General features: G+C 71.9%; 18 protein-coding genes. 11 read left to right on the top strand and 7 right to left on the bottom strand.

The window, feature by feature from the left end; all coding sequences use genetic code 11:
- Positions 1-16: 16 nt before the first annotated feature.
- A complete protein-coding gene (locus tag AC1DW8_RS07085; RefSeq protein WP_478092860.1) occupies positions 17-2,698 on the bottom strand; it encodes an asparagine synthase-related protein in 2,682 nt (893 codons plus the stop codon).
- Positions 2,699-2,851: 153 nt separating this feature from the next.
- Here AC1DW8_RS07085 and AC1DW8_RS07080 point away from each other — a divergent pair, with 153 nt between their 5' ends.
- Complete coding sequence (locus tag AC1DW8_RS07080; RefSeq protein WP_478092858.1) at positions 2,852-3,331, top strand: hypothetical protein; 480 nt, start codon at positions 2,852-2,854, stop codon at positions 3,329-3,331.
- An 89-nt stretch (positions 3,332-3,420) separates the two neighbouring features.
- Here the strand turns inward: AC1DW8_RS07080 and AC1DW8_RS07075 are convergent, their stop codons facing one another.
- The 5 genes from AC1DW8_RS07075 to AC1DW8_RS07055 all read right to left on the bottom strand — a co-directional run bounded on the left by AC1DW8_RS07075 (position 3,421) and on the right by AC1DW8_RS07055 (position 10,069).
- Positions 3,421-3,969: a hypothetical protein gene (locus AC1DW8_RS07075; protein ID WP_478092856.1), complete on the bottom strand. Its 549-nt coding sequence runs from the start codon at positions 3,967-3,969 to the stop codon at positions 3,421-3,423.
- A gap of 170 nt (positions 3,970-4,139) precedes the next feature.
- The gene (locus AC1DW8_RS07070) at positions 4,140-6,803 is read right to left on the bottom strand and encodes a PKD domain-containing protein (protein ID WP_478092855.1); all 2,664 of its coding nucleotides are present in this window, start codon (positions 6,801-6,803) and stop codon (positions 4,140-4,142) included.
- 498 nt (positions 6,804-7,301) lie between these two features.
- Entirely contained in the window at positions 7,302-8,900 is a 1,599-nt protein-coding gene (gene guaA, locus AC1DW8_RS07065) for a glutamine-hydrolyzing GMP synthase (protein ID WP_478092853.1), read from the bottom strand.
- Positions 8,901-8,909: 9 nt separating this feature from the next.
- Positions 8,910-9,305 carry a DUF3817 domain-containing protein gene (locus AC1DW8_RS07060; protein WP_056778283.1) on the bottom strand — a complete coding sequence of 132 codons (396 nt, stop codon included), beginning with the start codon at positions 9,303-9,305 and terminating at the stop codon, positions 8,910-8,912.
- The gene (locus AC1DW8_RS07055) at positions 9,302-10,069 is read right to left on the bottom strand and encodes an SURF1 family protein (RefSeq protein ID WP_235508725.1); all 768 of its coding nucleotides are present in this window, start codon (positions 10,067-10,069) and stop codon (positions 9,302-9,304) included. Before AC1DW8_RS07055 ends, AC1DW8_RS07060 begins: the two co-directional genes overlap by 4 nt.
- Before the next feature lie 71 nt (positions 10,070-10,140).
- Between AC1DW8_RS07055 and AC1DW8_RS07050 the strand changes: the two genes are divergently transcribed.
- From AC1DW8_RS07050 to AC1DW8_RS07010, 9 genes are all read left to right on the top strand, one after another.
- Positions 10,141-10,812 carry a hypothetical protein gene (locus AC1DW8_RS07050; RefSeq protein ID WP_478092850.1) on the top strand — a complete coding sequence of 224 codons (672 nt, stop codon included), beginning with the start codon at positions 10,141-10,143 and terminating at the stop codon, positions 10,810-10,812.
- 240 nt (positions 10,813-11,052) lie between these two features.
- Positions 11,053-13,941 (top strand): Na+/H+ antiporter subunit A, encoded by a 2,889-nt coding sequence (locus AC1DW8_RS07045; RefSeq protein WP_478092849.1) that lies wholly within the window; start codon positions 11,053-11,055, stop codon positions 13,939-13,941.
- The gene (locus AC1DW8_RS07040) at positions 13,938-14,420 is read left to right on the top strand and encodes a Na(+)/H(+) antiporter subunit C (RefSeq protein WP_056778270.1); all 483 of its coding nucleotides are present in this window, start codon (positions 13,938-13,940) and stop codon (positions 14,418-14,420) included. The genes AC1DW8_RS07045 and AC1DW8_RS07040 overlap by 4 nt, the downstream gene beginning before the upstream one ends.
- Positions 14,417-16,072, top strand: coding sequence for a Na+/H+ antiporter subunit D (locus AC1DW8_RS07035; protein ID WP_478092847.1), 1,656 nt, complete (start codon positions 14,417-14,419; stop codon positions 16,070-16,072). The genes AC1DW8_RS07040 and AC1DW8_RS07035 overlap by 4 nt, the downstream gene beginning before the upstream one ends.
- A complete protein-coding gene (locus AC1DW8_RS07030; protein ID WP_478092845.1) occupies positions 16,069-16,761 on the top strand; it encodes a Na+/H+ antiporter subunit E in 693 nt (230 codons plus the stop codon). Before AC1DW8_RS07035 ends, AC1DW8_RS07030 begins: the two co-directional genes overlap by 4 nt.
- Complete coding sequence (locus AC1DW8_RS07025) at positions 16,758-17,084, top strand: MrpF/PhaF family protein (protein WP_056778260.1); 327 nt, start codon at positions 16,758-16,760, stop codon at positions 17,082-17,084. The genes AC1DW8_RS07030 and AC1DW8_RS07025 overlap by 4 nt, the downstream gene beginning before the upstream one ends.
- Positions 17,081-17,446, top strand: coding sequence for a monovalent cation/H(+) antiporter subunit G (mnhG, locus tag AC1DW8_RS07020; RefSeq protein WP_056778258.1), 366 nt, complete (start codon positions 17,081-17,083; stop codon positions 17,444-17,446). Before AC1DW8_RS07025 ends, mnhG begins: the two co-directional genes overlap by 4 nt.
- Positions 17,447-17,573: 127 nt before the next feature.
- The gene (locus AC1DW8_RS07015; protein WP_082622946.1) at positions 17,574-19,286 is read left to right on the top strand and encodes an ABC transporter ATP-binding protein; all 1,713 of its coding nucleotides are present in this window, start codon (positions 17,574-17,576) and stop codon (positions 19,284-19,286) included.
- Positions 19,286-21,061, top strand: a complete 1,776-nt coding sequence (locus AC1DW8_RS07010; RefSeq protein WP_478092839.1) for an ABC transporter ATP-binding protein — start codon at positions 19,286-19,288, stop codon at positions 21,059-21,061. The genes AC1DW8_RS07015 and AC1DW8_RS07010 overlap by 1 nt, the downstream gene beginning before the upstream one ends.
- Before the next feature lie 437 nt (positions 21,062-21,498).
- Here the strand turns inward: AC1DW8_RS07010 and AC1DW8_RS07005 are convergent, their stop codons facing one another.
- On the bottom strand, positions 21,499-23,172 hold the full coding sequence (locus AC1DW8_RS07005) for a GMC oxidoreductase (RefSeq protein ID WP_478092837.1): 1,674 nt from the start codon (positions 23,170-23,172) through the stop codon (positions 21,499-21,501).
- 142 nt (positions 23,173-23,314) lie between these two features.
- Between AC1DW8_RS07005 and AC1DW8_RS07000 the strand changes: the two genes are divergently transcribed.
- Positions 23,315-24,334, top strand: coding sequence for a glycosyltransferase family 2 protein (locus AC1DW8_RS07000; protein ID WP_082619920.1), 1,020 nt, complete (start codon positions 23,315-23,317; stop codon positions 24,332-24,334).
- Positions 24,335-24,336: the final 2 nt, after the last annotated feature.

Genomic DNA, 24,336 nt, shown 5'->3' with positions numbered 1-24,336 from the left:
TACGCCCGAAAGGCCTTCAGGGAGAAGGCGCCTCGAAGACGATGGCCATCGGCGTCTGCTCGGATCCCTGTCCCAGCGGGTTGTCGGCGAACATCAGCTCGTAGCGCTCCTTGGCTCCCGGCGCGTCCTTGCCGAGGACGTTGCGACCGATGTCGTTGGCGTCCATGACGACCGTGCCGCCGAACGTGTCGCGGTAGGCCTCGGGTACTCGCGCGCGGATGGCCGCCGACAGGTGGGCGGCCACGTCGTCAGGGTTCTTGGGACCGAGCTTGGCCGACACGTTGGCCGGGTAGACGGAGTACTCGGTCGGACCGTCGATGGCACGGATGTCACCGCCGACGAGGTCGTAGAACAGGCCCCGCTTGCCGAGCACCTTGCCGACGGCACCGCCCGCGGAGGCGAAGAGCACCCGCGGCAGGCCGGCCTCCTCGATGGCGAGCTGCATGGTGAAGGGCGAGCCGAGGCCGATGCCGGCCGGGGTGCGCGTGACGTAGCGGCTGAGCAACCGCGCCGGGCGGCCGACCTTGATGTCCCAGATGAAGTACGAGCGACCCTGGGTGATGGCGACGATCTTCTCGGAGATGAAGAAGTACCACCGGCCGCTCGTGGCGGACGCGTGCTCGGGGCCGGCGTCGGGCAGGCCGGAGAAGAAGCGCTCGACGTAGCCGAGCGTCTTGGCCTCGAGGTCGTCCTCGCGGGCGTAGAGCTCGGTGCGCAACGGGTAGCGGCGGACCGCGGTGCCGTCCTCCGTGACGAGGTCGAGCTGCTTGCGGGCGTTCGGCTCGTAGTCGGTCTTGACGTGCTCGGCCTGACCGGGGTCCTCCGGCTCGCGCTCGTCGAAGAACTCCTGGAGCCAGAGCTCGAGGTTGAGCATGCGCCAGACGGTCATCGAGTCGATCGAGTTCGTGCCCTTGATCCAGCCCTCGAAGGCGTGCAGCACCGCCGTCTGGTCGAAGTAGGGCCGGTTGGCGAAGGACTCGGAGAGGAACTCGCCGTAGACGTGGTTCTTGAGGCGCATGAACCACTCGCCCTGCGGCGTCGTCGCGCCGACCTTGTCGCGACGGTCGACGACGGAGTCCGGGAGCAGCCCCCGCATCGCGTCGCGGAGCACGCGCTTGCCGACGCCGTCCTTGACGAGGGCGTCGTCGGCGAGGCCGAAGACGAACCGCACGAGGTCGCGGTCGACGAACGGCATCCGCACGGCGACCCCGAAGGCTCGGGCGTTCTTGTCGGTGTAGCGCAGTCGGGCCGGCAGCGAACCGGTGAAGACGTCGTCGACGAGACGGGCCCGCAGGTCGGCCTTCTCGACGTCGTAGCCCTCGGCGGCGTGGGCGCGCGCGAAGTCCGCGTCGAGCAACGAGGCCACCGGTACGTCCTTGCGGCCGTGCAGCCGGTCGCCGACGAGCGGCCGGCCCCGGCGGTAGAGCACGTCGAGCGAGCGCCCCAGCTCCGAGGCGGCGCTCACCGCGCTGCGGTGACGCAGCTCGCGCAGGTGGATCAGGTGGTGCGGACCGAAGCCGGCCAGGGTCTCGTCGCCGCCGTGGCCGTCGAGGACGACGCTGTCGCTCTCGGACGCCGCGCGCAGCACGCGGTACTGCGTGTAGGCACCGGTCGAGACGAGCGGCTCCTCCTGGGTGCGCACGAGGTCGCGGAGGTCCTGCTTGAACTCGGTCGGCGTCGGCTCGATGCGGTGCTCCTGCACCCGCCCGTCCAGCGCTGCCACGACGGCGTCGACGTGCTCGACCTCGTCGTTGCGCGAGCCGGGGTAGACGGCGGACCACGTGTCCTGGACGGCATCGGCGGCCGAGCGGCCGGACTCGTGCTCGACCACGTCGAGCAGCGCCGCGATGGCGGCCGAGTCGAGGCCGCCGGACAGGGCGGTGCCGACCCGCCCCGACGACGTCGCGCGGCGCCGTACTGCCGCCGTCAGCAGGGTGCGGAACTCGGCGGCGACCGCCGGGGAGTAGGCCCGGGGGGCCTTCCCCAGCGCGGCCAGCTCCTCGCGGAGCCGCGTGTAGGGACGACGCTCCAGCCCTCCCGGCACGTCGGCGCCCAGGGTGACGACCTCGCCCGCGCCGACGCGCTCGATCCCGGCGAAGAACGTGGACCGGCCGTCGTCGTGGACGCGGAAGCGCAGGTAGCGGTAGATGGTGCGGTCGTCGGGGCGACGCTCGTGCAGGCCGCTCTCGAGGATGCCGCGGATCTCGCTCGCGACGAGCCACCCGTCACCGGCCCGGGCGAGGTAGAGCGGACGCACGCCGAAGTGGTCTCGCGCCAGCGTCATCCGCCGGGTGTCACGGTCCCAGACCGCGAGCGCGAAGGCGCCGTCGAGCCGGTCGAGGCCATCGGTGCCCCACTCGGTGAAGGCTGCGAGGACGACCTCCGCGTCGCTGCCCACGCCGAAGTCGTGACCCAGGGTCTCGAGGTCGGCGCGCAGCTCGGCGCGGTTGTAGAGCTCGCCGTCGAGGGCGAGGGTGAACCGTCCACCGCGGGCCACCGCGAGCCTCGCGACGCCCTGGCCGCCGTCGTCCTCGGTGGTCACGCCCGGGTGCGCCTCCCGCACCCCGACGCCGGCGTCACCGTCCCGCGCGGTCGCCGCATCGCCCGAACCCGGATGCGTCGCGAGCAGTCGGTCGAGCAGTCGGTCGAGCTGGGCCTCGTCGGCGTGGACACCCAGGTGTCCGGCGATTCCGCACATGGGTCAACCCTAGACGCGCACGAACCGGCCCAGCCCCACCCCCACCGGCGCCGACGCGTCCGTCGTGGGACAAACCTGGTCCGGAGGTGAACCAGATCACCTTGAGCGAGCGTCGTCCACTGGGGAACACCCTTCACCGACAAGGAGCATGACATGCACAGATCGCTTCGCACCGCTGCCTTCGTCACCGGCGCCGTCCTCGGCGTCACCACCCTCGTGGCCCCCGCTGCCTCCGCCGGCGACGGCTCCTCGGGCGGGTCCGGCCACACGATCCTGCGCGACACCCTGACGGGGAGCATGCCCGACGGGCCGGTGCTCTTCGGCGTCAAGCCGGGCGGCGTCGACTGGGTCGTCGACGAGAGCCTCGCTCGCGTCCGTGAGGACGGGCGTGTCCGCGTCAGGGTCGAGGGCCTCGTCATCCCGGGCGCCGGTACCGGCACCGTCACGACGATCACGGCGACGGTCGTCTGCAACGGCATGACGGTCGCCACGACGATGCCCGCTCCGCTCGACGCCGACGGCGACGCCCGCATCGACGACACCGTGTGGCTGCCCGACTACTGCCACATGCCCGCCGTGCTGGTCAACCCCAACGGCAACACTCAGCGCTACATCGCCGCCACCGGCCTCTGACCTCCGTCACCAGCGTTCACCGATCCTCACGGTCGACGGCCGACGGCCGACCGGGTGCCACCGCGCACCGGGCCGGCCGTCGCTGCCCGTCAGTCCTCGACGCGGAACGGCGTCGTCGGCACGGTGAGGCTTCCGCCGGCGCTGCTACGGATCGTCACCCACCCCGGGTCGCTGCGCTCGTAGGCGAAGACGGTACCGCCGTAGCGCTGCCCACCGCCGTTGCCGACGTCCCCGATGAGCGAGCCGTCCGGTCGGTAGGCGCGCAGGTGCGCGGCCGGGTCCGAGCTCCTCGCGCTGATGAGCAGCTGTCCACCCTGGCTCTTCGTCGCGTTGGTCCAGCACTTGCCGACCTCGATCCGGTCGACGTGGCCGCCACGGGTCGAGGACGTTGCGTCCCGGGCCGGTGCCTGCGAGTCGGCGGCCGTGGCCGGTGTGGGCCCGGCCTCCACGGGACCTGCCACGCGACCTGCCACGGGACCTGCCACGGGGGACAGCCCCGCCGCGGAGCTCGCCGCGGGGGCGGCGCCGTGCGCGTCGGGCCTGGCCCCACACCCCGAGAGGACTCCGCCCGCGAGCAGGACCGCGACGCCGGCCCCGACGAGCCGAAGGGTCCGAGCGGGCATCGGTCGACGTGACATCGGGTCCTCCTCGTCGTGAACGGTGCCCGGTGGGCCGCCTCCCCGGGGAGATGGAGGCGGCCCACCGGTTTCGCCGTCGGGGCCAGAGGTGCGGGTCCCACCCCGGCGGTACCTGCGGTGAGCTGTCGGGGTCGGGGGGTGCGACCCCGACAGCCACCGTTGACGGCGCCCTACTGCCGGATCTTGTCGAGCCTCGACGGGGCGCTGGTGCCGATCACCGCTCCTGCGGTGTTGAGCGACTTCACCGTCAGTGGCGCCTGTGCGCACGGAGTGGCGTACACGCCGCCCAGGTTGCAGGCCGGGGCGGGTGCCCCGACGGCCGTGACGGTGAACGAGCCGGGCGCGACGAGCGAGACCGTGAGGTTCGCAGCGCCCAGGGTGGCGGGGTCGAACATCGTGCCCGACTCCGTGAGGTACGGCAGGAGCACCATGCTGCTGACCGTCGTGTCCGTCGACGTCGCGGTCACGATCAGCCGCTGCTTGGACGTCCGGTACTCGACCGGGGTCAGCGTGACGTTCGTCGGCACCGAGGCCGTGACGGTCACCGTGACCGACGTGGCCGGCGAGGTGCCGTTGGCGTTCGTCGCCGTGACGCCGAAGGTGTAGGTCCCCGCGACGGTGGGCGTGAACTTCAGCTGCGACGTGCCCGTGGCCGTGGCCGCCGACGGCGTCTGGCTCAGGGCCGGGTTGGTCGGGCCTGACGTCTGGCTCCACACCCAGGTGGGCGCCGGCAGCGAGCTGCTCGAGGCCGTCAGGGTCACGAGGTTGCCCGCCGTCACCGTCTGGTTCTGGATGGGGGCGATGGTCGGCTTCGGCGCGGCCTGGACGACGATCGTCGTGGCGGCCGAGGCGACGCCGCAGGCGTTCGAGACGGTGAACGTCAGGTGGTAGGTGCCGGCTGCGAGACCCGTCGCGTTGAACGTCGGGGTCGTGGTGCCGGCACCGGTGAGGGCACCGCCCAGGTTCGTGCCTCCGGCCGAGGTCCCGGCCGTCCACCGGAGCGTGACCGGGGTGGAGGCACCGGCGGTGACGCTGCCGGACAGCGGGATGGCCCCACCGTTGGCGACGGAGTACGGAGCACCGTTGATCGTCGGCACGGCACACACGACGGCCGGTGCCGCCACGCTGCTCGGCCACGGGCTCAGGACGCCTGCCTGGACGCCGGTGAGCGACGAGTACCCGCCGTACGCGAGGAACGGGATCGAGTTGAAGTTGTTCTCCGGCACCGGGGAGCCTGGGACGTTCTCCGGGAAGATGTACTCACCGATCGGGGCGTGGTACTGGCCGTAGTAGATTCCGTTGGCCGAGGTCTTGGCACTCGCGGTGCCGGGGACCTGGCTGCGGGGGTTCGCGTCCAGGGTGCCCGGGACGAACTCGGACAGCCCGTCGACGACGGCGCGGACCTCACGCGTGGGCGGGATGAACTGCCCGGCCGGAGGAGGCGTGCAGGCCTTCTGGGTGGGGACCGTCGCGGTGCACGGCGGCCGGAACCGCCAGCGACCGCGCACCGCACCCCCGGGAGGGCCGGGGTCGGGCATGATCGTGCCCCACTCGCGGTCGCTCGTGGCGCCGGTGGCCGGGTTGACGTCGATGCCGTAGAGACGGACCATCCGGCTCTCGTCGGTGGTCATGCCCTCGAACCTCGTGCGCACGGCTGCCTCACCGGCACCGAAGATCGTCAGGCCACCGGTGCCGAGGATCGACACGTCGACGGACACGTAGGCGGGGTCGACTCCCGGCTGGGTGTAGATGCCCAGGCTGGCCACGATGGTGTGGGCGGAGATGTATTGGCCCCCGTTGGCGCCACCGTCCTGCACGAGGTTGCCGGCGAACGTCACGTAGTCACCGATCTCGAACGGCGCCTGCTTGCGCGGGTCGGCGCACGTGCCGCGGGCGCACGTGTTGGCGTCGACGTCGGACGGCGCGTCCATTCGGAACATCGTGTATGCCGCACCCACCGCAGGCAGCGCCGGCTGGGGGGTGATGCCCGAGGTGTCGGTCCCGGTGTAGACGGGCCGGTTGGTCTGCGGGCACTCGGCGTCGTCGTTCGTCGTCGTCGGCGCGGTGCGCGGGATGCACATCGGGAAGCCGGTCTCGGCGAGGATCGTCGGGTTGTCCTGGTCGACCTGGAAGCGGTCGTCCGGCGACATCGCACGTCCATAGCGTCCGGACGTCGTCGACCCGGCGATGGCCGGGTCGTTGATCCGCACGCGTGTGCCGGTGCCGGCGACGCCCGGCGTGCCACCGACCTCCATCTCGCCGGTGGAGTAGTCGAGGTAGTTCACGTAGCCGGCCCCGTTGTTGAGGTCCTGCTCCGAGATGTCGACCATGCCGGCGATGTAGCGGTCACCGCTGCCGTTGATGACGCGGTTGCCGACGACGTGCACCTCGTACGTCGTGAGCGGCTTCGGGCTGTCGCCCAGGGCCATGCCGGTCTGTGTCGGGCCGTACGGCGCCGGTGCGTGGGTGAAGAGCTCCTGCCAGGTCAGAGCGCTGGCCGGGAGGATGACGATCGTCTCCTTGGGGACGACGACGGCGTGACCGTTCAGCGTCAGCGTGCCACCCGAGTGCGGGTCGCCCGCCGAGTCGAGGGTCGCGGACTGCAGGAAGCCGGTGATGTCGAACTGCGTGCTCGAGGCCACCACGGGGTTGATCGCCGGAGCGACCAGCGGGGTGGCCGCGCCGTGCGCGGCGTTGCTCGCGACCGGGGCCAGGCCCGCCGCGAGTGCGATGGCGGCCGCGGCCGAGAGCAGTCGGCGCCGTCGGACACCGCCTCCCGGGTCGGGTCCGCCGACGTGGCGCTTCGAGAGCGCACCCCCCAGTTGACTAGACATCTCCGTCCTCCATCCATCTCCTGCTGCGTTGACTGGCATTGACATGGGGTGACCGGCCCTGGTCAGGGCTCCGCGACCGATCCCACGGGTCGGGGCGGCACGGTGCCCGGGTGTCGGCTCCCGGGCCCGGGGTGCGCGTGGCGGCGGCATCGCGCCGGCGGGGTCCGTGGACGTCGGTGACGGTCAAGCCGGTCGGGCCAGCACAGCGCCGAGCGGTCGCCGGTCGACCCGTTGCCGGACGAGCGTCACATCGACTCATCACGATCCCCCCTCAAGGACTTGCGTCCATCGTGGGAGCGTCGACACCGAGGGGCATGCGCCACGGTGGGGGGTGACACTCCCCGAGAATTGGGGGGCGTCGGTCTGGGGTTATCCCGACGGGCGACACCCGGAAGTGCTACGCGCGACGCCGGGCGAGGTCACGGTCCGGGATGCGACGAGGGCGGCTCCGACCATCAGGTCGGGGCCGCCCTCGTCGGGTCGTCCGGTCTCAGCGGGTCACTCCCACTCGATGGTGCCCGGCGGCTTGCTCGTGACGTCGAGGACGACGCGGTTGACCTCTTCGACCTCGTTGGTGATGCGGGTCGAGATCGTCGCGAGCACGTCGTAGGGCACCCGGGCCCAGTCCGCCGTCATGGCGTCCTCCGACGCCACGGGGCGCAGCACGACGGGGTGGCCGTAGGTGCGGCCGTCACCCTGGACGCCGACCGAACGGACGTCGGCGAGGAGCACGACCGGGCACTGCCAGATGTCGCGGTCGAGGCCCGCCCGCGTCAGCTCCTCGCGGGCGATGGCGTCGGCGCGGCGCAGGATCGCGAGGCGCTCGGCGTCGACGGCGCCGATGATCCGGATGCCGAGGCCGGGGCCGGGGAACGGCTGGCGCCACACGATGACCTCGGGCACCCCCAGCTCGAGACCGACCTGCCGCACCTCGTCCTTGAAGAGGGTGCGGAGCGGCTCGATGAGCGAGAACTGGAGGTCGTCGGGCAGGCCGCCGACGTTGTGGTGGCTCTTGATGTTGGCCGCCCCCTCACCGCCGCCGGACTCGACGACGTCGGGGTAGAGCGTGCCCTGGACGAGCCACTTGACGGGGTGCTCCTCGTCGCCGCGGTCGTGCACGACGTCGCGCGCGGCCTGCTCGAAGACGCGGATGAACTGCTCGCCGATGATCTTGCGCTTCGTCTCGGGGTCGGTGACCCCGGCGAGCGCCTCGAGGAAGCGCTCACGGGCGTCGACGACGACGAGGTCGACACCGGTGGCCTGGACGAAGTCCTGCTCGACCTGCTCGGCCTCGCCCTCACGGAGGAGCCCGTGGTCGACGAAGACGCAGGTCAGCTGGTCGCCGACGGCCTTCTGCACCAAGGCTGCCGCGACCGAGGAGTCGACTCCGCCGGACAGGGCGCAGAGGACCCGGTCCTCGCCGACCTGCTCGCGGATCGTCGACACGAGGTCGTCGACGACGTGGCCCGGCGTCCAGTCAGGTGCGATGCCCGCGCCCTTCCAGAGGAAGTTCTCGAGGACGCGCTGCCCCTGCTCGGAGTGGAGCACCTCGGGGTGCCACTGGACGCCGTAGAGGCGTCGGTCGTCGTCCTCGAAGGCTGCGACCGGCGTGCCCGCGGTCGTGGCCGTCACCGCGAAACCCTCGGGAGCGGCGCTGACGGAGTCACCGTGCGACATCCAGACGGTCTGGCTCGGCGGCTGGCCGGCGAAGAGCGTCGACCCGACGTCGCTGATCGCCGCGTCGGTCTTGCCGTACTCACGGGCTCCGGTGCGGGCCACGGTGCCGCCGAGAGCCTGGGCCATCGACTGGAAGCCGTAGCACATGCCGAAGACCGGGACACCGGCCTCGAGCAGCGCCGGGTCGAGGCGCGGGGCGCCGTCCTCGTAGACCGAGCTCGGGCCGCCGGACAGGATGATCGCGGCCGGCTCCTTGGCGAGCAGGTCGGCCACGGCCATCGAGTGGGGCACGACCTCGCTGTAGACCTGCGCCTCACGGACGCGCCGCGCGATCAGCTGGGCGTACTGGGCGCCGAAGTCGACGACGAGGACGGGGTGGCTCTGGAGGTCGGTCGGCTCGTTCGGCACGGCGTCAGTCACGCGCCAAGACTATCGGCCCGGTGAGGGCTCCTCCGACGACGTCCCGTCGCCCGCGACGTAGGCGCGCGAGAGCAGCGCCTCGGTCTGGACGGTGTTGCGCCGCTCGGCGATCCACGGGACCACCGGAACGAAGCCGGCGAGGAGGTTCTTGACGATGCGCACCGGGCCCCACGCGGCCTTGAGGCCGAGGTTGGCGACCGACACGGCATACGCGAAGTAGATGATCCCGTGGATCGGGCTCCAGTACTCCGTGAGGACGTTGGTCTGCTTGAAGACGTACTTCATGACCATCTCGAGGATGAGCACGAAGAGGGCGATGCCGGCGACGGTCGCGAGGACCCGGTAGATCGACAGCGCCGACCGGATCTGCTGCGGCTTGGCCAGGGTCTGGGGGTACGTGCTCACGTCGTCGCGCCTTCTCTCGGTGCAGCGACGGGTTCGTCCGCCTGCTGCTCTGCTCGGAACATCTTCCACCACATCCAGATCGCGAAGATCCCGAAGACCCACCACTGGACCGCGTAGGCCGCGTTGCGCAGGTTGAGCGGGGCATCGAGCGGGGGCGGCGGGACGCGGCTCAGACCGGCGGCCGCGAGCGGGGTGCCCACCGTGGGCCCGGCGGACTCCGCCGAGGCCAGCACGACGACGTTGTAGAGGTCGCCGGGCCACTCGTTGACGAGGGAGGCGAGGTCGACAGAGCGCACCTGCGGCGCGGGGAGCGGGGCGCCGTCGCGAGGCGACTCCCCCGGGCCCAGCGTGCCCGTCACCGTGACGACACCGGTCGGGGGCGCCGGCACGGACGCCGGCGTGCCGTCGACGAAGCCGCGCAGCACCGGTACCGTGCCAGCCGCGGTCTCGAGCGGCGTCACGACCCACGAGCCGACCCGGCCGTCGAGCCGACGGTCGACGACGAGCAGGCTGCGCCCGGCGGCATACGTCCCCGTCACGGTGACGGCACGGTTGGAGTAGTCGCTCTTGAAGTCGCTGTGCGGCGCGGTCACCTGCTCGAGGGGCGCACGCTCGAGCGTCGACGCTGCGGCCACGGCGTCCTGGCGACCGGAGTCGCGGGCCACGCCGAGCTGCCACAGGCCGAGCAGGACGCAGGCGGCGACGACGACGGCCAGGGCGGCGAGCATGCCGACCCAGCGAGGGGTGAGCAGGCGCCGGAACACGCCCCAAGGGTAGGTCACCTTCCCGGCTCGGACCTGACCCGGGGCGCCCATCCGTGCCAGACTCCTGCGCCATGTCCTCGTTGCGCCGACGCCGAGCAGGTATGCCGGGTGTCGCGGTCGTCGTCCCCGCCATCCTCGCCGTGGCGTCTCTGCTCGCCTCGTGCGGCGCCACCGACATCCCGACGCCGCGACGCACGGTCACCGTCACCGTCGACGCGCCGAGCACGGCGCCGGCCGGCACGCCGACAGCGACGACGACCCAGGTGCCGACCAGCGCGCCGACGTCGACGGACGTCCCGACGGCCCTCGCGGTCGGCCGGCTGCGCGGCGCACCCAGGTCGTTCGACGAGGCCAAGGCGCGCCTGGACGCCGCCCGCCCCGCGGCCTCCGTGAGCGACCGCTTCCGCAGCCCGAGCGGCAACATCGTCTGCCGCCGCAGCACCGACTCCGGCCTGGCCGCGTGCGAGGTGGAGAAGGGCCGGATCGACCCACCGCTCCCCTCGGTCTGCCCGGCCGGTGGACCGTCGGATATCGGCCGCATCGAGCTCGGACCGAAGGGCGCGCTGCCGGTGTGCAACTCCGACACGATCCGCACGGGCGGCGAGCCCGAGCTCGGCTACGGCGCACGCACCCCGCCGTCAGGGACGACCGCCTGTCTCAGCGAGAGCTTCGGCGTGACGTGCATCGACGAGGCGAGCCGGCACGGCTTCTTCCTGGCACGCGACACGTTCACCACCTTCTGAGGCGCCGACGCCCAGACGGCACAAGGGGGGCGCAGACGCCGACGAACGCGCACCGACCTCACGAACGGTCGTCCCGACGGGACGGACCGGCGACGCGGTCCGGAGCGGTCCGGATCCGCAGCTGCCAGGGAGGGCCCCGCCGACCAGTGGTCGGCGGGGTCCTTCGCTGCACCTAGGATTGGGTCACGACCGACGCAGAACTGGACCGAGCTCGACACACCCGACGACCGAGGGGCCGCCGTGGCGCAACTGTTGCTCCTGCACCTGCTCGCCGCCGCCCTCGCGCCGTGGCTCGCCAAGGTTCTGCGCACGAAGGCCTTCCCCGTCCTTGCGCTCGCGCCCGCCGTCTCGTTCGTCTGGCTCGTCTCCGTCTCGAACGACGTCCGCGCGGGCAACCTTCCGACACAACGAATCTCGTGGGTCCCCGGTCTCGGGATCGATCTCGACTTCCGGGTCACGACCCTCTCGTGGGTGCTCGGCCTTCTCGTCACCGGCGTCGGTGCGCTCGTCCTGCTCTACTGCACGTGGTACTTCACGGACCGCGACCCGACGCTGTGGCGCTTCACCTCGGTGTTCACGGCCTTCGCCGGCGCCATGCTCGGCCTCGTCCTCACCGACAACCTTCTCGTCCTCTACGTCTTCTGGGAGCTGACGACGGTCTTCTCCTACCTGCTCATCGGTCACAACCCGGCGAGCTCGACCAACCGGCGCGCGGCGATGCAGGCGCTCATCGTCACGACGTTCGGCGGCCTCGCGATGCTCGTCGGCATCATCATCCTCGGGGTCCACCACACCTACTCGATCTCGGCGCTGATCGCCGACCCGCCGCCTCTCGACACCCTCACCGTGGCCGCCGTCGTGCTGCTGCTCGTCGGCGCCCTGTCGAAGTCGGCGCTCGTGCCCTTCCACTTCTGGCTGCCCGGCGCCATGGCCGCACCGACGCCGGTCAGCGCCTACCTTCACGCAGCCGCGATGGTCAAGGCCGGCATCTACCTCGTGGCCCTGCTCGCCCCGGCCTTCGCGGGGGCCCCGGCCTGGCACGCCCTGACCGTGGGCCTGGGCCTCTTCACGATGCTCGTCGGCGGGTGGCGTGCCCTGCGCCAGCACGACATCAAGCTGCTCCTCGCCTACGGCACCGTGAGCCAGCTCGGCTTCATCGTCGCCATCGCCGGTCTCGGCACCAAGGCGTCCGCCCTCTCGGCGCTGGCCCTCGTCATCGCGCACGCCCTCTTCAAGTCGACGCTCTTCCTCACCGTCGGGGTCGTCGACAAGTGCGCCGGCACCCGCGACCTGCGCGAGCTGTCCGGCGTCGGGCGTCGGCTGCTCCCGGTCGCCGTGCCGGCGACGCTCGCCGGCCTCTCGATGGCCGGGATCGTGCCGCTGGCGGGGTTCGTGTCCAAGGAGAGCGCGCTCGAGTCGCTGTGGGAGGACGTCCAGACCTCCGCCCCGCTCCCGGCCCCGTGGAGCTGGCTGGCGATCGTCGGCGTCGTCGCCGGGTCGGCCCTGACCGTCGCCTACACGGCGCGCTTCCTCTGGGGCACCTTCGCCACCAAGCCCGGCGTCGCCCCCACCCCCGTCAAGGCCGCCCACCCCGGCTTCGTGCTCGCGCCGGTGCTGCTCGGCGTGGCGTGCCTGCTCGTCGGCCTCCTGTCGCCACTCGAGTCCCCGTGGCTGCTCCCGTATGCCGTGGACTTCCCCGTCGGGGCCGAGCCGCAGTCGCTCGCCCTGTGGCACGGCGTCACGGTGCCGCTGATGCTCTCGCTCGTGTCGGTGGCCGTCGGGCTCGTCCTCTTCGCGCAGCGTGACCTCGTCGCCCGGGTGCAGTCCGGCGTTCCGTCGCTCGTCGACGGCGAGCGCGGCTTCGCCCGCACGCTGCGGTGGGTCGACCGCGGGGCCGTCGAGACGACCGCCGTGACCCAGCGCGGCTCGCTCCCGATCTACCTCGCGGGCATCCTCATCGTCTTCGTCGCCCTGCCGGGTCTCGCGGCGGTGACCCGCGGCACGGTCCCCGACGTCCGGCTCTGGGACAACCCGGGGCAGGCCGTCGTCGGGGTCGTCGTCGTGACGGCCGCGGTGCTCGTGCTCGTGACCCGCCGCCGGCTCACGGCGGTCATGCTCGTCGGCGCCACGGGCTATGGCGTCTCGCTGCTCTTCATCCTCCACGGGGCTCCCGACCTCGCGATCACCCAGATGCTCGTCGAGACGGTGTCGCTCGTCGTCTTCGTCCTCGCGCTGCGCCGCCTGCCGACGAAGTTCACCCGTCACCCCCACTCGCCCTCGCGCACGTGGCGCATCGCGCTCGGTGCGGCCGTCGGAGCGTCCGTCGGAGCCATCGCGCTCGTCGCCTCCGGGGGCCGCACCGCCGAGCCCGTGTCGGCCGGGTTCCCCACGGAGGCCTACGCGTTCGGCCACGGCAAGAACATCGTCAACGTCACGCTCGTCGACATCCGCGCCTGGGACACCCTCGGCGAGGTGTCGGTCCTCGTGGCCGCCGCGACCGGCATCGCGAGCCTCATCTTCGTGCGCACCCGCAACACCCGGATCTCACGCGCGACGTCGAAGTCGCTCCCGTCGAGCAACGCCGGCCGGGGCACGTGGCTGCACGGCGGCCGGACGATGCGCAAGGAGAAGCGCTCGGTCATCTTCGAGGTCGTGACGCGGCTCGTCTTCCACATCATGCTCGCGGCCTCGCTCTTCCTGCTCTTCGCCGGCCACAACCAGCCCGGTGGCGGTTTCGCGGGAGGGCTCGTCGCGGGACTCGCGCTCGTCGTGCGCTACCTCGCGGGTGGCCGCTACGAGCTCGACGAGGCCGCGCCGTTCGACGCCGGACTGCTCGTCGGCCTGGGCCTGCTCGTCGCGGTCGGCTCCGCCCTCGCCCCGCTCGTGTTCGGCGGGACGATCCTCGAGACGACGGCCGTCGACTTCACGCTCCCGCCGTGGGGCGAGGTGCACCTCGTGACGTCGCTCGTCTTCGACATCGGCGTCTACCTCATCGTCGTCGGCATGATGCTCGACATCGTCCGCAGCCTCGGCACCGGCATCGACCGGCAGATCGCCGAGGAGGAGGCCGCGGAGGCCGCGGAGACCGAGGCCTCCCCGGGCGGCCAGGCGGAGGTGGCCCGCCCATGACGACGCTCGCTCCCGCACTCATTGAGTCGACGCTCCAGCCCAACATCACGCTCGTCCTCGTCACCGTCGGGCTCGTCGCCGCCGGCACGGCACTCGCGCTCGACCGCAGCCTCGTGCGCGTCCTGCTCGGCATGGTGCTCATCGGCAACGGCATCGCCGTGCTCTACCTCGTCATCAGCGGGCGCGCCGGGCGCGCACCGTTCGTCGGCGAGGACCCCGCCGCGATCAGCGACCCGCTGCCACAGGCCATGGTGCTGACGGCGATCGTCATCTCGCTCGCGACCATCGGCTTCCTGCTCGCCCTGTCCTACCGCCTGTGGCAGATCTCCGGCACCGACGACGTGCCCGACGACGCCGAGGACGCCCGCATCCAGCGCCTCGCCCTCGAGGACCAGACGTCGTCGACCTACGACCCGTCCGAGGAGTCGACGACGACGTCCGACGAGCTCGCGGACGGCGACCGGAGCCCCCGCCGATGAACCTCACCGACGTCGCCGTGCCCAACCTCGTGCCGCTGCCCGTGCTGCTCCCGCTCCTCGGCGCCGCCCTGACCCTCGCCTTCCGCCGGTCCCCACGCCTGCAGCGGGGCGTCAGCATCGCCGTGCTCGCCGCCGTCGTCGCCGTCGCCGGCGTCCTCGTGTGGCAGACCGACGTCAACGGCCCGCAGGTGCTGTGGCTCGGCGCGTGGCAGGAGCCGCTCGGCATCTCGCTCGTCGCAGACCGCCTCAGCGCCCTCATGCTCCTCGTCTCGGGCATCGTCACGCTGCTCGTGCTCGTCTTCGCCATCGGGCAGGGCCAGGCCGACAGCGACGACGAGAGCGAGAGCGAGACCCCGCTCACGATCTTCCACCCGACCTACCTCGTGCTCTCGGCCGGCGTCGCCAACGCCTTCCTCGCCGGCGACCTCTTCAACCTCTTCGTCGGCTTCGAGATCCTCCTCTTCAGCTCCTACGTCCTCATCACCCTCGGCGGCTCGGCCGCGCGCATCCACGCGGGCACGACGTACGTCGTCGTCAGCCTGCTCAGCTCCGCGCTCTTCCTCGTCGCCATCGCCGCCGCGTACGCCGCGACCGGCACCGTCAACCTCGCGCAGCTGGCGATCCGCATCGGTGACCTCGCCCCCGGCGTCGCGCTCGTGCTCCAGCTCTCGCTGCTCACGGCGTTCGCCGTCAAGGCCGCCGTCTTCCCCATGTCGGCGTGGCTGCCCGACAGCTACCCGACCGCGCCCGCGCCGGTCACGGCCGTCTTCGCCGGCCTGCTGACGAAGGTCGGCGTCTACGCGATCATCCGCACCCAGACGCTGCTCTTCCCGGACTCGCCGTTGCAGGGACTGCTCATGTGGGCCGCGCTGCTCACCATGGTCATCGGCATCCTCGGCGCCGTGTCCCAGTCCGGCCTCAAGAGGATCCTGTCGTTCACGCTCGTCAGCCACATCGGCTACATGATCTTCGGCATCGCGCTGGCGACGCCCGAGGGCACCGCCGGTGCGATCTTCTACGTCGCGCACCACATCACGATCCAGACGGCCCTCTTCCTCATCACCGGCCTCGTCGAACGCCTCGCCGGCACGACGTCGCTCGACCGTCTCGGCGGCCTCGCCGTGGCCTCCCCCGTGCTCGCGACCCTCTTCTTCGTCTCGGCGATGAACCTCTCGGGGATCCCGCCGCTCTCGGGCTTCCTCGCCAAGGTCGGGCTGCTCAACGCCGGGATCGAGCTCGGCACCCCGCTCGCCTGGTTGCTCGTCGTCGGCGGCATCGTCACGAGCCTGCTCACCCTCTACGCCCTGACCAAGGTCTGGAGTCAGGCGTTCTGGCGCACCCTCGCCGACGCTCCGCGCTCGACCGAGACGGCAGCCGCGATCGAGGCCGGCAGCCTCGACGTCGAGCCGAGCGCCGACCCCGCCGGCACCGTTCTCGTCGACACCGTCCGCGTCGACACCGTCCGCGTCGACACCGGCTCACGAGCGCTGCCGCGCACCATGCTCGGCGCCACCGCCGCCATGACGGTCGTCGGGCTGCTCATCCCCGTCGTCGCCGGACCGCTCTTCGCCTACACCCAGCGCGCCGCCACCGACCTCATGAGCCGCGACCCCTACATCACGAGCGTCCTTCCCGTGGAGGTCCGCCGATGACCGACGTCCGGATGGCCACGGCCCCGCGCGAGCCCGAGTCGCCGCGCCGTCGGCGGCGGGTCCTGCAGCCGCGTGCCGTCGCGACGATCGCCCTCGCGTGGGTCCTGCTGTGGGACCGCGTCACGTGGGGCAACGTCGTCAACGGCGTCCTCGTCGGCCTGCTCGTGACGTATGCGTTCCCGCTCCCCTCGATCGAGTTCCAGGGGCGGCTGCGACCGCACCGGGTGCTCCTGCTCGTCGCGCACTTCCTCGTCGACCTCGTCGGCGCCTCGTGGCAGGTCATGCGACTCGCCTTCGGCCGCCGGAGCCCGCGCAACGCCGTCATCGAGGTGCAGCTGCGCTCGCGATCGGACTTCTACCTCACCCTGACCGCCGAGCTCGTGGCCCTCGTGCCCGGCTCGGTCGTCGTCGACGCCCGGCGCTCGACGTCGGTGCTCTACCTGCACCTGCTCGACGTCAGGGGCGAAAGCGCCATCGAGGCACAGCGGGCCCACGTCCTCGCGATCGAGCGGCGCGTCGTCCGAGCCCTCGGGTCCCGTGAGGAGATCGCGGCGCTCGAGGCGGGCGGTCCGTGGCCGGTGGCAACCGGCTCGGCGAGCGACCCTCGGGGTGCAGGCGACCACCTCGACGCCACCGAGGGCCCGGACCTCGACGGGACCCGCCCCCGCGACGGGGAGGAGCACCCGTGACCATCGTCCTCGGCATCTCGCTCGGCATGCTCGGCGCCGCGGCCGCGCTCGTCCTCGTGCGCCTCTTCCGTGGCCCGAGCAACCTCGACCGCATCGTCGCCGCCGAGATCCTCCTCGTCATCGTCATCGCCGGTGTCGCGCTCGAGTCGGCCCGCCAGCGGACCACGACCTACCTGCCGCTGCTCATGATCCTCGGCCTCGTCGGCTTCGTCGGCGGCGTCGCCGTCACCCGCTTCATGTCCCGTGACTCCGACGAGCACGACGCCGTCGAGGTCGACCACCCGGAGCCACGACAGCAGCCCGAGGGGTGGGAGCAGTCATGACGTGGTCGTCCGCCCTCGACGTCGCCGGAGCCGTGTGCCTCCTGCTCGGCTCGTTCCTCTGCATGGCCGGGGCCGTCGGCCTCATCCGCTTCCCCGACACCCTCTCCCGCCTGCACGCAGCGACGAAGCCGCAGACCCTCGGCCTCATCCTCATCCTCGCCGGGCTCGCCCTGACGCTGCGCACGTGGGCGGCGGTCACGACGCTCGTCCTGCTCGCCGCGACGCAGTTCTTCACCTCCCCGGTGTCCGCACACCTCGTCGCCCGGGCGGCCTACCGCAACCGCCTCGTCGACCCCGAGACCCTCGAGGTCGACGAGCTGTCCGAGGCCCTCGACCGCTCGGGTCAGGACCCCACGCCCTGACCTCGAGGCGGCCACACGGCATACGCCCTCGTGTTGACCTCCAGCACGCTTGAACTTCTACGGTCGGCCCGTGGCCCCGACGAAAAATGGCATGAGGCATGCCCGCGCCGAACGTACGATGAACCAAGTGATCTCGCTGCCCCACGCCGACCCCGGCACTCCCGACCTGACCAGCCCGACGGCCTACCTCCGCTGGGTCGGCAAGGGCCAGTGGCGCACCCTCGTCGTCGCCATCGCGTTCGGCATCGTGTGGCTCGTCAGCCAGGCACTCTTCCCCGCCGCGATGGGCAAGGCCATCGACGAGGGCATCATCGGCGGCGACGCGGGCTCGCTCCTGCTGTGGTGCGGCATCCTCGTCGGTCTCGTGACCATCAGCGCCCTGTCCGGCGCCATGCGGCACAAGTACGCCGTCGCCAACTGGATGCAGGGCGCCTTCCGCTCGGCCCAGCTCATCGGCCACAAGGCGGCCGACACCGGTGAGGCCCTGTCGCGCACGGTCCCGACCGGAGACGTCGTCGCCACGGTCAGCTCCGACGCGATGCGCATCGGTGGGCTCTACGACGTGTCAGCGCGATTCGCCGGCGCCGTCGTGTCCTACGTCGTCGTCGCGCTCATCCTGCTCGGCGCCTCGACGCCGCTCGGCCTCGTCGTCCTCATCGGCGTCCCGGTGCTCGTCGCCTGCCTCACCTTCATCGTCCGCCCGCTCCAGGCGCGCCAGCTCGCCCAGCGCGAGGAGTCCGGCAAGCTCATCGGGCTCGGCGCCGACACCGTCGCCGGGCTGCGCGTCCTGCGCGGCATCGGCGGCGAGCACACCTTCCTGAGCAGGTATGCCGTCCAGTCGCAGTCCGTGCGCCAGGTGGGCAATCGGGTGGCCGGCTACCAGGCGGCCCTCGACGCGGCCCAGGTGCTCCTGCCCGGGCTCTTCGTCCTCGTCGTCGTGTGGCTCGGGGCGCGTTTCGCCATCGCGGGCGAGATCACCGCCGGCCAGCTCGTCGCGTTCTACGGCTACACCGCCTTCCTCGTCATCCCGCTGCGCACGGCGACCGAGATGGTCGATCGGGCGACCCGCGCCCACATCGGTGCCCGCAAGCTGACGAAGATCCTGCGCGTGCAGCCCGACCACGTCGAGACACCGGACGCCCAGCCGCTGCCCACCGGGCCCGCCCGCCTCTACGACCCGCGCAGCGGCGTCACCATCGAGCCCGGCCGGTTCACCGTCGTCGTGTCCGCGCGCCCGGAGGAGTCCGCGGCCCTCGCCGACCGACTCGGCCGCTTCGGTGTCGGAGAGACGGACGTTCGGCTCGACGGCACGCGCCTCGCCGACGCCTCGCTGGCCGCGGTGCGCCGCCGGGTCGTCGTGTCCGAGACCGACCCGCGCCTCTTCACCGGCACGCTGCGCGACGAGCTCGACCCGTGGGGTGACCACGACGACGCCTCGATCCTCGACGCCCTGTCGGTGGCGAGCGGCGACGACGTGCTCGAGGCGCTGCCCGGCGGCCTCGACAACGAGGTCGAGGAGCGCGGCCGGGCCTTCTCCGGCGGCCAGCGCCAGCGGCTCGCCCTGACCCGCGCCCTCCTCACCCAGGCCGACACCCTCGTGCTCGTCGAGCCGACGAGCGCCGTCGACGCCCACACCGAGGCCCGCATCGCCGGTCGCCTCACCGCGGCCCGCGCCGGACGCACGACGGTTGTCATGTCGGCCAGCCCGCTCATCCTCGACCAGGCCGACCACGTCGTCTTCCTGCGCGGGGGCAAGGTCGCCGCATCCGGCACCCACAGTCGTCTCATGGCCGACGAACCCGACTACCGACGCACCGTCGTCCGAGGAGAGGAGGACTGATGTCGCTGACACCAGCGCCGTCCACGCGCACCCTTCCCGTGGCCGACATGGACTCGGTCAAGGACCACACCCGCGGCCTGCTCCGCCGCCACCGCGGCAGCCTGCTCACGGTCATCGGCCTGCACGCCGTCGCCGCGTGCGCGGCCCTCGTGGCGCCCCGCGTCATCGGCCTGCTCGTCGACGAGATCAGCCACGGCCGGTCGCTCGAGGTCGTCAACCGGCTCGCCCTCTGGATCGCCGGTGCGGTCGTCGTCCAGACCGTCGTCACGTGGTTCGCGCGGCGCGCCTCGTTCGTCATGGGCGAGACGATCTTCGCCGAGCTGCGCGAGCAGTTCATGGGGCGCGTCGTCGAGCTCCCCCTGTCGACCGTCGAGCGCGCCGGCACCGGCGACCTCGTCTCGCGCACGACGAACGACGTCGAAGCCCTCTCGCACGTCATCCGCTTCGGCATCCCGTCGATCTTCGTCGGCGCCGTCACGACGGCGATCACGGTCGTCGCCGCCTTCCTCACCGGCTGGCAGGTGGCGCTCGCGATCGTCGTCGGCGTGCCGATCCTCGTGCTCTCGACGCGGCGCTATCTGCGGTACGCGCCCGACGGCTACCTGCGCGAGCGCGCGACGTACGCCGTGCTCAACGGTGTCGTCACCGAGTCGGCCGACGGCGCCCGCACCGTCGACGCGCTCGGCCTGCGCAGCCGCCGCCGGCAGCGCATGGATGACGCCCTGCACGACTGCTACGACGCCGAGCTCTACACGCTGAAGCTGCGGATGCGGTGGTTCCCCTCCGTCGAGTTCGCCTTCTTCGCGCCCGTCGCCGTCACCCTCCTCTGGGGCGGCTACCTCATCTCGCGCGACGTCGCGACGGCCGGCACCGTCACGGCGGTGGCCCTCTACGTCCAGCAGATGGCCGGGCCGCTCGACGAGCTCATCTCGTGGCTCGACGAGATCCAGGTCGGTGCGACCTCGCTCGCCCGCGTCATCGGCATCGCCGACGTCCCGGCCGACCGCGCCGCGACCGGAGAGGAGCCTGAGGACGACCACCTCGAGGTCGAGGACGTCCACTACTCCTACCGCGCAGGCCGTGACGTGCTCCGCGGCGTCTCGCTCGACCTCCAGCCCGGCGAGCGCCTCGCCATCGTCGGTCCCTCCGGAGCAGGCAAGTCGACGCTGGGACGGCTCATGGCCGGCATCGACGGTCCGCGCCAGGGCCGGGTCGACGTCGGCGGCGTCCGCCTCGTCGACCTCGAGCTCGCCCAGCTGCGCGGCCAGGTCGCGCTCGTGACGCAGGAACACCACGTCTTCGTCGGCTCGCTCGAGGACAACCTGCGTCTCGCCCGCCCCGAGGCCTCCCGCGAGCAGCTGCTCGAGGCCCTCGCCGCGGTCGACGCACGCAGCTGGGCACTCGAGCTGCCCGACGGGCTCGACACCGTCGTCGGATCCGGTGGCCACCGGCTCACCGAACCGCAGGCGCAGCAGCTCGCCCTCGCACGGCTCGTCCTCGCCGACCCGCACACGCTGGTCCTCGACGAGGCGACCTCGCTGCTCGACCCGCGCGCAGCCCGCCACCTCGAACGATCGCTCGCCGCGGTCGTCGACGGCCGCACCGTGGTCGCCATCGCGCACCGGCTCATGACCGCGCACGACGCCGACCGCGTGTGCGTCGTCGAGGACGGGCGGATCAGCGAGATCGGCTCGCACGACGAGCTGCTCGAGGCCGACGGGGCGTATGCCGCGCTGTGGCGCTCGTGGCGCGACGAGCCGCAGCCCGCCCGCTGACGGCCGCTGGGACGCGCCGGCACCAGGCCGCACCAGGCGGCACCCGTGACGACGGGGCCACTCGACGACCACGTCGAATGGCCCCGTCGTCACTGCGTCCGGGAAGCGGTTTCGACAACTTCGGCAAATAAATGGCAGATGCCGTAACCCCCCTCGGCCTGCGTCGTTGTCAGCGCGGTGCCGGGCTGTTTCTCGACCGGTTGCTAGCCCGCACCGTCGGGTGGGGCCGTCTCTGAGGGGTGACGGCCTCACCCTCCCTCATCTCCAGATCGGGTGCGCCCCGACCCGACCGGTCAGGGGTACCACAGGCTCCCGGTGACGGCCGAGAAGAGCAGGAGCGGCACTCGCTGGGGTGGTCCGGTCGTGTGTGCACCTGCGGGGGTCAGGGCACCGTCGACCGCACACGGCAGGGTCGCGGCCCGGCAGCCCGGACGCGCTCAGGCGTCGACGAGTCGGTAGGCCTCGCCCTGGGCCGGGCGCCGGTCGGCGTCGCCACGCACGGGCCACAACGACACGGCCCGCTCGGCCTGCGCCGTGATGGTCAGGCTCGGGTTGACCCCGAGGTTTGCCGAGACGGCCGATCCGTCGAGCACGTGCAGGCCGGGGTAGCCCCACACCCGCTGGTACGGGTCGACGACCCCGTGCTCCGGAGAGTCCGAGATGACCGCCCCACCGAGGAAGTGCGCCGTCATCGGGATGTCGAGGACCTCGCCGACCGACGACCCGGGCCAAGCCCGCTCCCCCGTCGTGCGCTCGAGCCGCGCCGCCATGGCGCGCACGGCCTCGTTGCCCTCGGGGATGAAGGTCGGGTTGGGTTCGCCGTGGCCCTGCGTCGAGGTCAGGTGCCACCCGAGGAGGCCGCGCCGGCGGCGCACCTTGATCGAGTTGTCGCTGCTCTGCATGACGAGGGCGATGACGGTGCGCTCGCTCCAGCGCCGGCTCGACAGCGACCGGGCGAAGACCCACGGGTGGCGCGCGACGGTGCCGGCGAAACGCACCCAGCGGGGGACGCGTCCGCCGCCGTCGACCTGCATGACGGCGAGCGCTCCCATGAGGTTGGACCCCTTGCCGTAGCGGCAGTTCTCGACGTGCGTCGTGTCGTTGACGTGAAAGCTCGACGTGATCGCCACGCCTCGCGTCAGGTCGACGCCGTCGGGCACCCGCGCCGTCATCGCCCCACCGAGGGCCTCCGAGTTCGTGCGGGTCAGCTCCCCGAGCGTGTCCGACAGGCGTGGCAGCCCCCGCCCCTCGGGCTCGGCCTTCATGGCCTGGAGCAGCTGGGCCGTGCCCCACGCCCCTGCCGCGACGACGACCTGGCCGGCCGTGACGGTGCGCTCCCCCGCCCGACGCCGACCCCACGAGCCGCTGCGGACGGTCGTGACGGCATACCCCTGCTCCGGCGCAGCCGGGTCGAGCGGCCGCACCCGGGTCACCGTGCGCAGCGGCTCGATGCTGACACCGCGTCGCTCGGCGAGCGCGAGGTAGTTCTTGACGAGGGTGTTCTTGGCACCGACGCGGCACCCGACCATGCAGTTGCCGCACTCCGTGCACCCGGTGCGGGCCGGCCCCTCACCGCCGAAGTAGGGGTCGGGGACGCGTTTGCCCGGCTCGCCGAAGAAGACGCCGACCGGGGTCTTGCGGAACGTCTCGCCGACACCGAGGTCGGTCGCCGTGTCGCGCATCAGCTGCTCGACCGGGCCGTCGCACGGGTTGACGGTCACCCCGAGCATGCGCTGGGCCGTCGCGTAGTGCGGCGCGAGCTCGGCCTGCCAGTCGGTGATGTGCCCCCACTGGCGGTCGCGGAAGAACGGCGTCGGCGGCACGTAGAGGGTGTTGGCGTAGTTGAGCGACCCACCACCGACGCCGGCGCCCGCGAGGACGAGGCAGTCGGGCAGCCGGTGGATGCGCTGGACCCCGAAGAGGCCGAGGCGCGGTGCCCAGAGGTAGCGGCGCACGTCCCAGCTCGTCCGGGCGAAGTCGTCGTCCTCGAAGCGGCGGCCCGCCTCGTAGACGTGGACGCCGTAGCCCTTCTCGGCGAGACGCAGCGCGGCCACGGACCCGCCGAAGCCGGACCCGATGACGACGACGTCGTGGTCGTGGACGGTCTCCATGGACGTCAGGCTAACGGTCCGAACACCCCTAGGCTACCGACAGTAAGTTCCGGGCGACGGCTCGGCGAGTGTCCGGGCCCGTGGTCGGCCGCGTGTAGAGTGGCCTCCCGTGGAGGGGAGAACTGAGTCGTCGGACCGCGCCGTGGAACTGTCCATCGTGGTCCCCTGCTACAACGAGGAGGCGACCCTCGAAGCCCTCTACTCGGCCCTCGTCAACGAGTTGTCCGACCGGGTCGGCTCCTGGGAGATCCTGCTCGTCGACGACGGCAGCCGCGACGACACGCGCCTGCTCGCGGGATCGATGGCGACCTCGGACCCACGGGTGCGAGCGTTGGGCCTGAGCCGCAACTTCGGCAAGGAAGCGGCTATGTACGCCGGGTTGCAGGCGGCGCGCGGACGGTTCGTCATCATCATGGACGCCGACCTCCAGCATCCGCCGGAGCTCATCCCGGCGATGCTCGACTACGGACGTCGGGGCTGGGACCAAGTCGTCGCCCGACGCACGCGAGGCCAGGAGAAGGTCGTCCGCAAGAGCGTGTCCCGCCTCTACTACCGCCTGGTCAACGGCCTCATGGAGGTCCGCCTGACCGACGGCGCCGGGGACTTCCGCCTCATCAGCCGCCGCTGCGTGGACGCCCTGCTCCAGCTCGGCGAGGTGCACCGCTTCTCCAAGGGCATGTTCGCGTGGGTGGGCTTCTCCCAGATGGAGATCAAGTACGACGACGTCGCGAGCTCACGGGACGCGTCGACGTGGACCATGCGCTCGCTGTTCAACTACGCGATCGAAGGCGTGCTCTCGTTCAACAGCCGGCCGCTCCGACTCGCCATCTGGATGGGCGTCATCGTCATCTGCATCACCGTCGCATACTCGATGTGGATTCTCCTGGCGGCCCTCATCAACGGCGTCGACACCCCAGGTTACGTGACGACCATCGCGATCAGCTCTCTCATGGGCGGGGTCCAGCTGCTGACGCTCGGGATCATCGGAGAGTACGTCGGCCGGATCTTCAACGAGACCAAACGACGCCCGATCTTCCTGCTCTCCTACGACAGCCAAGGGTCCATGGCGAGCCCCCAGATCGCGCCACACGCGTTCGACGGGTCGCTCGATGAGGAGCCCGAGGTCGTCGACCTGGCCGAGACCGGCCACACGTCGACATGAGG

It is taken from the genome of Terrabacter sp. P2_E3 (assembly GCF_056403915.1).
The sequence above is the reverse complement of the archived record's forward strand: the minus strand, read 5'-3'. Positions and strand labels throughout refer to the sequence as shown.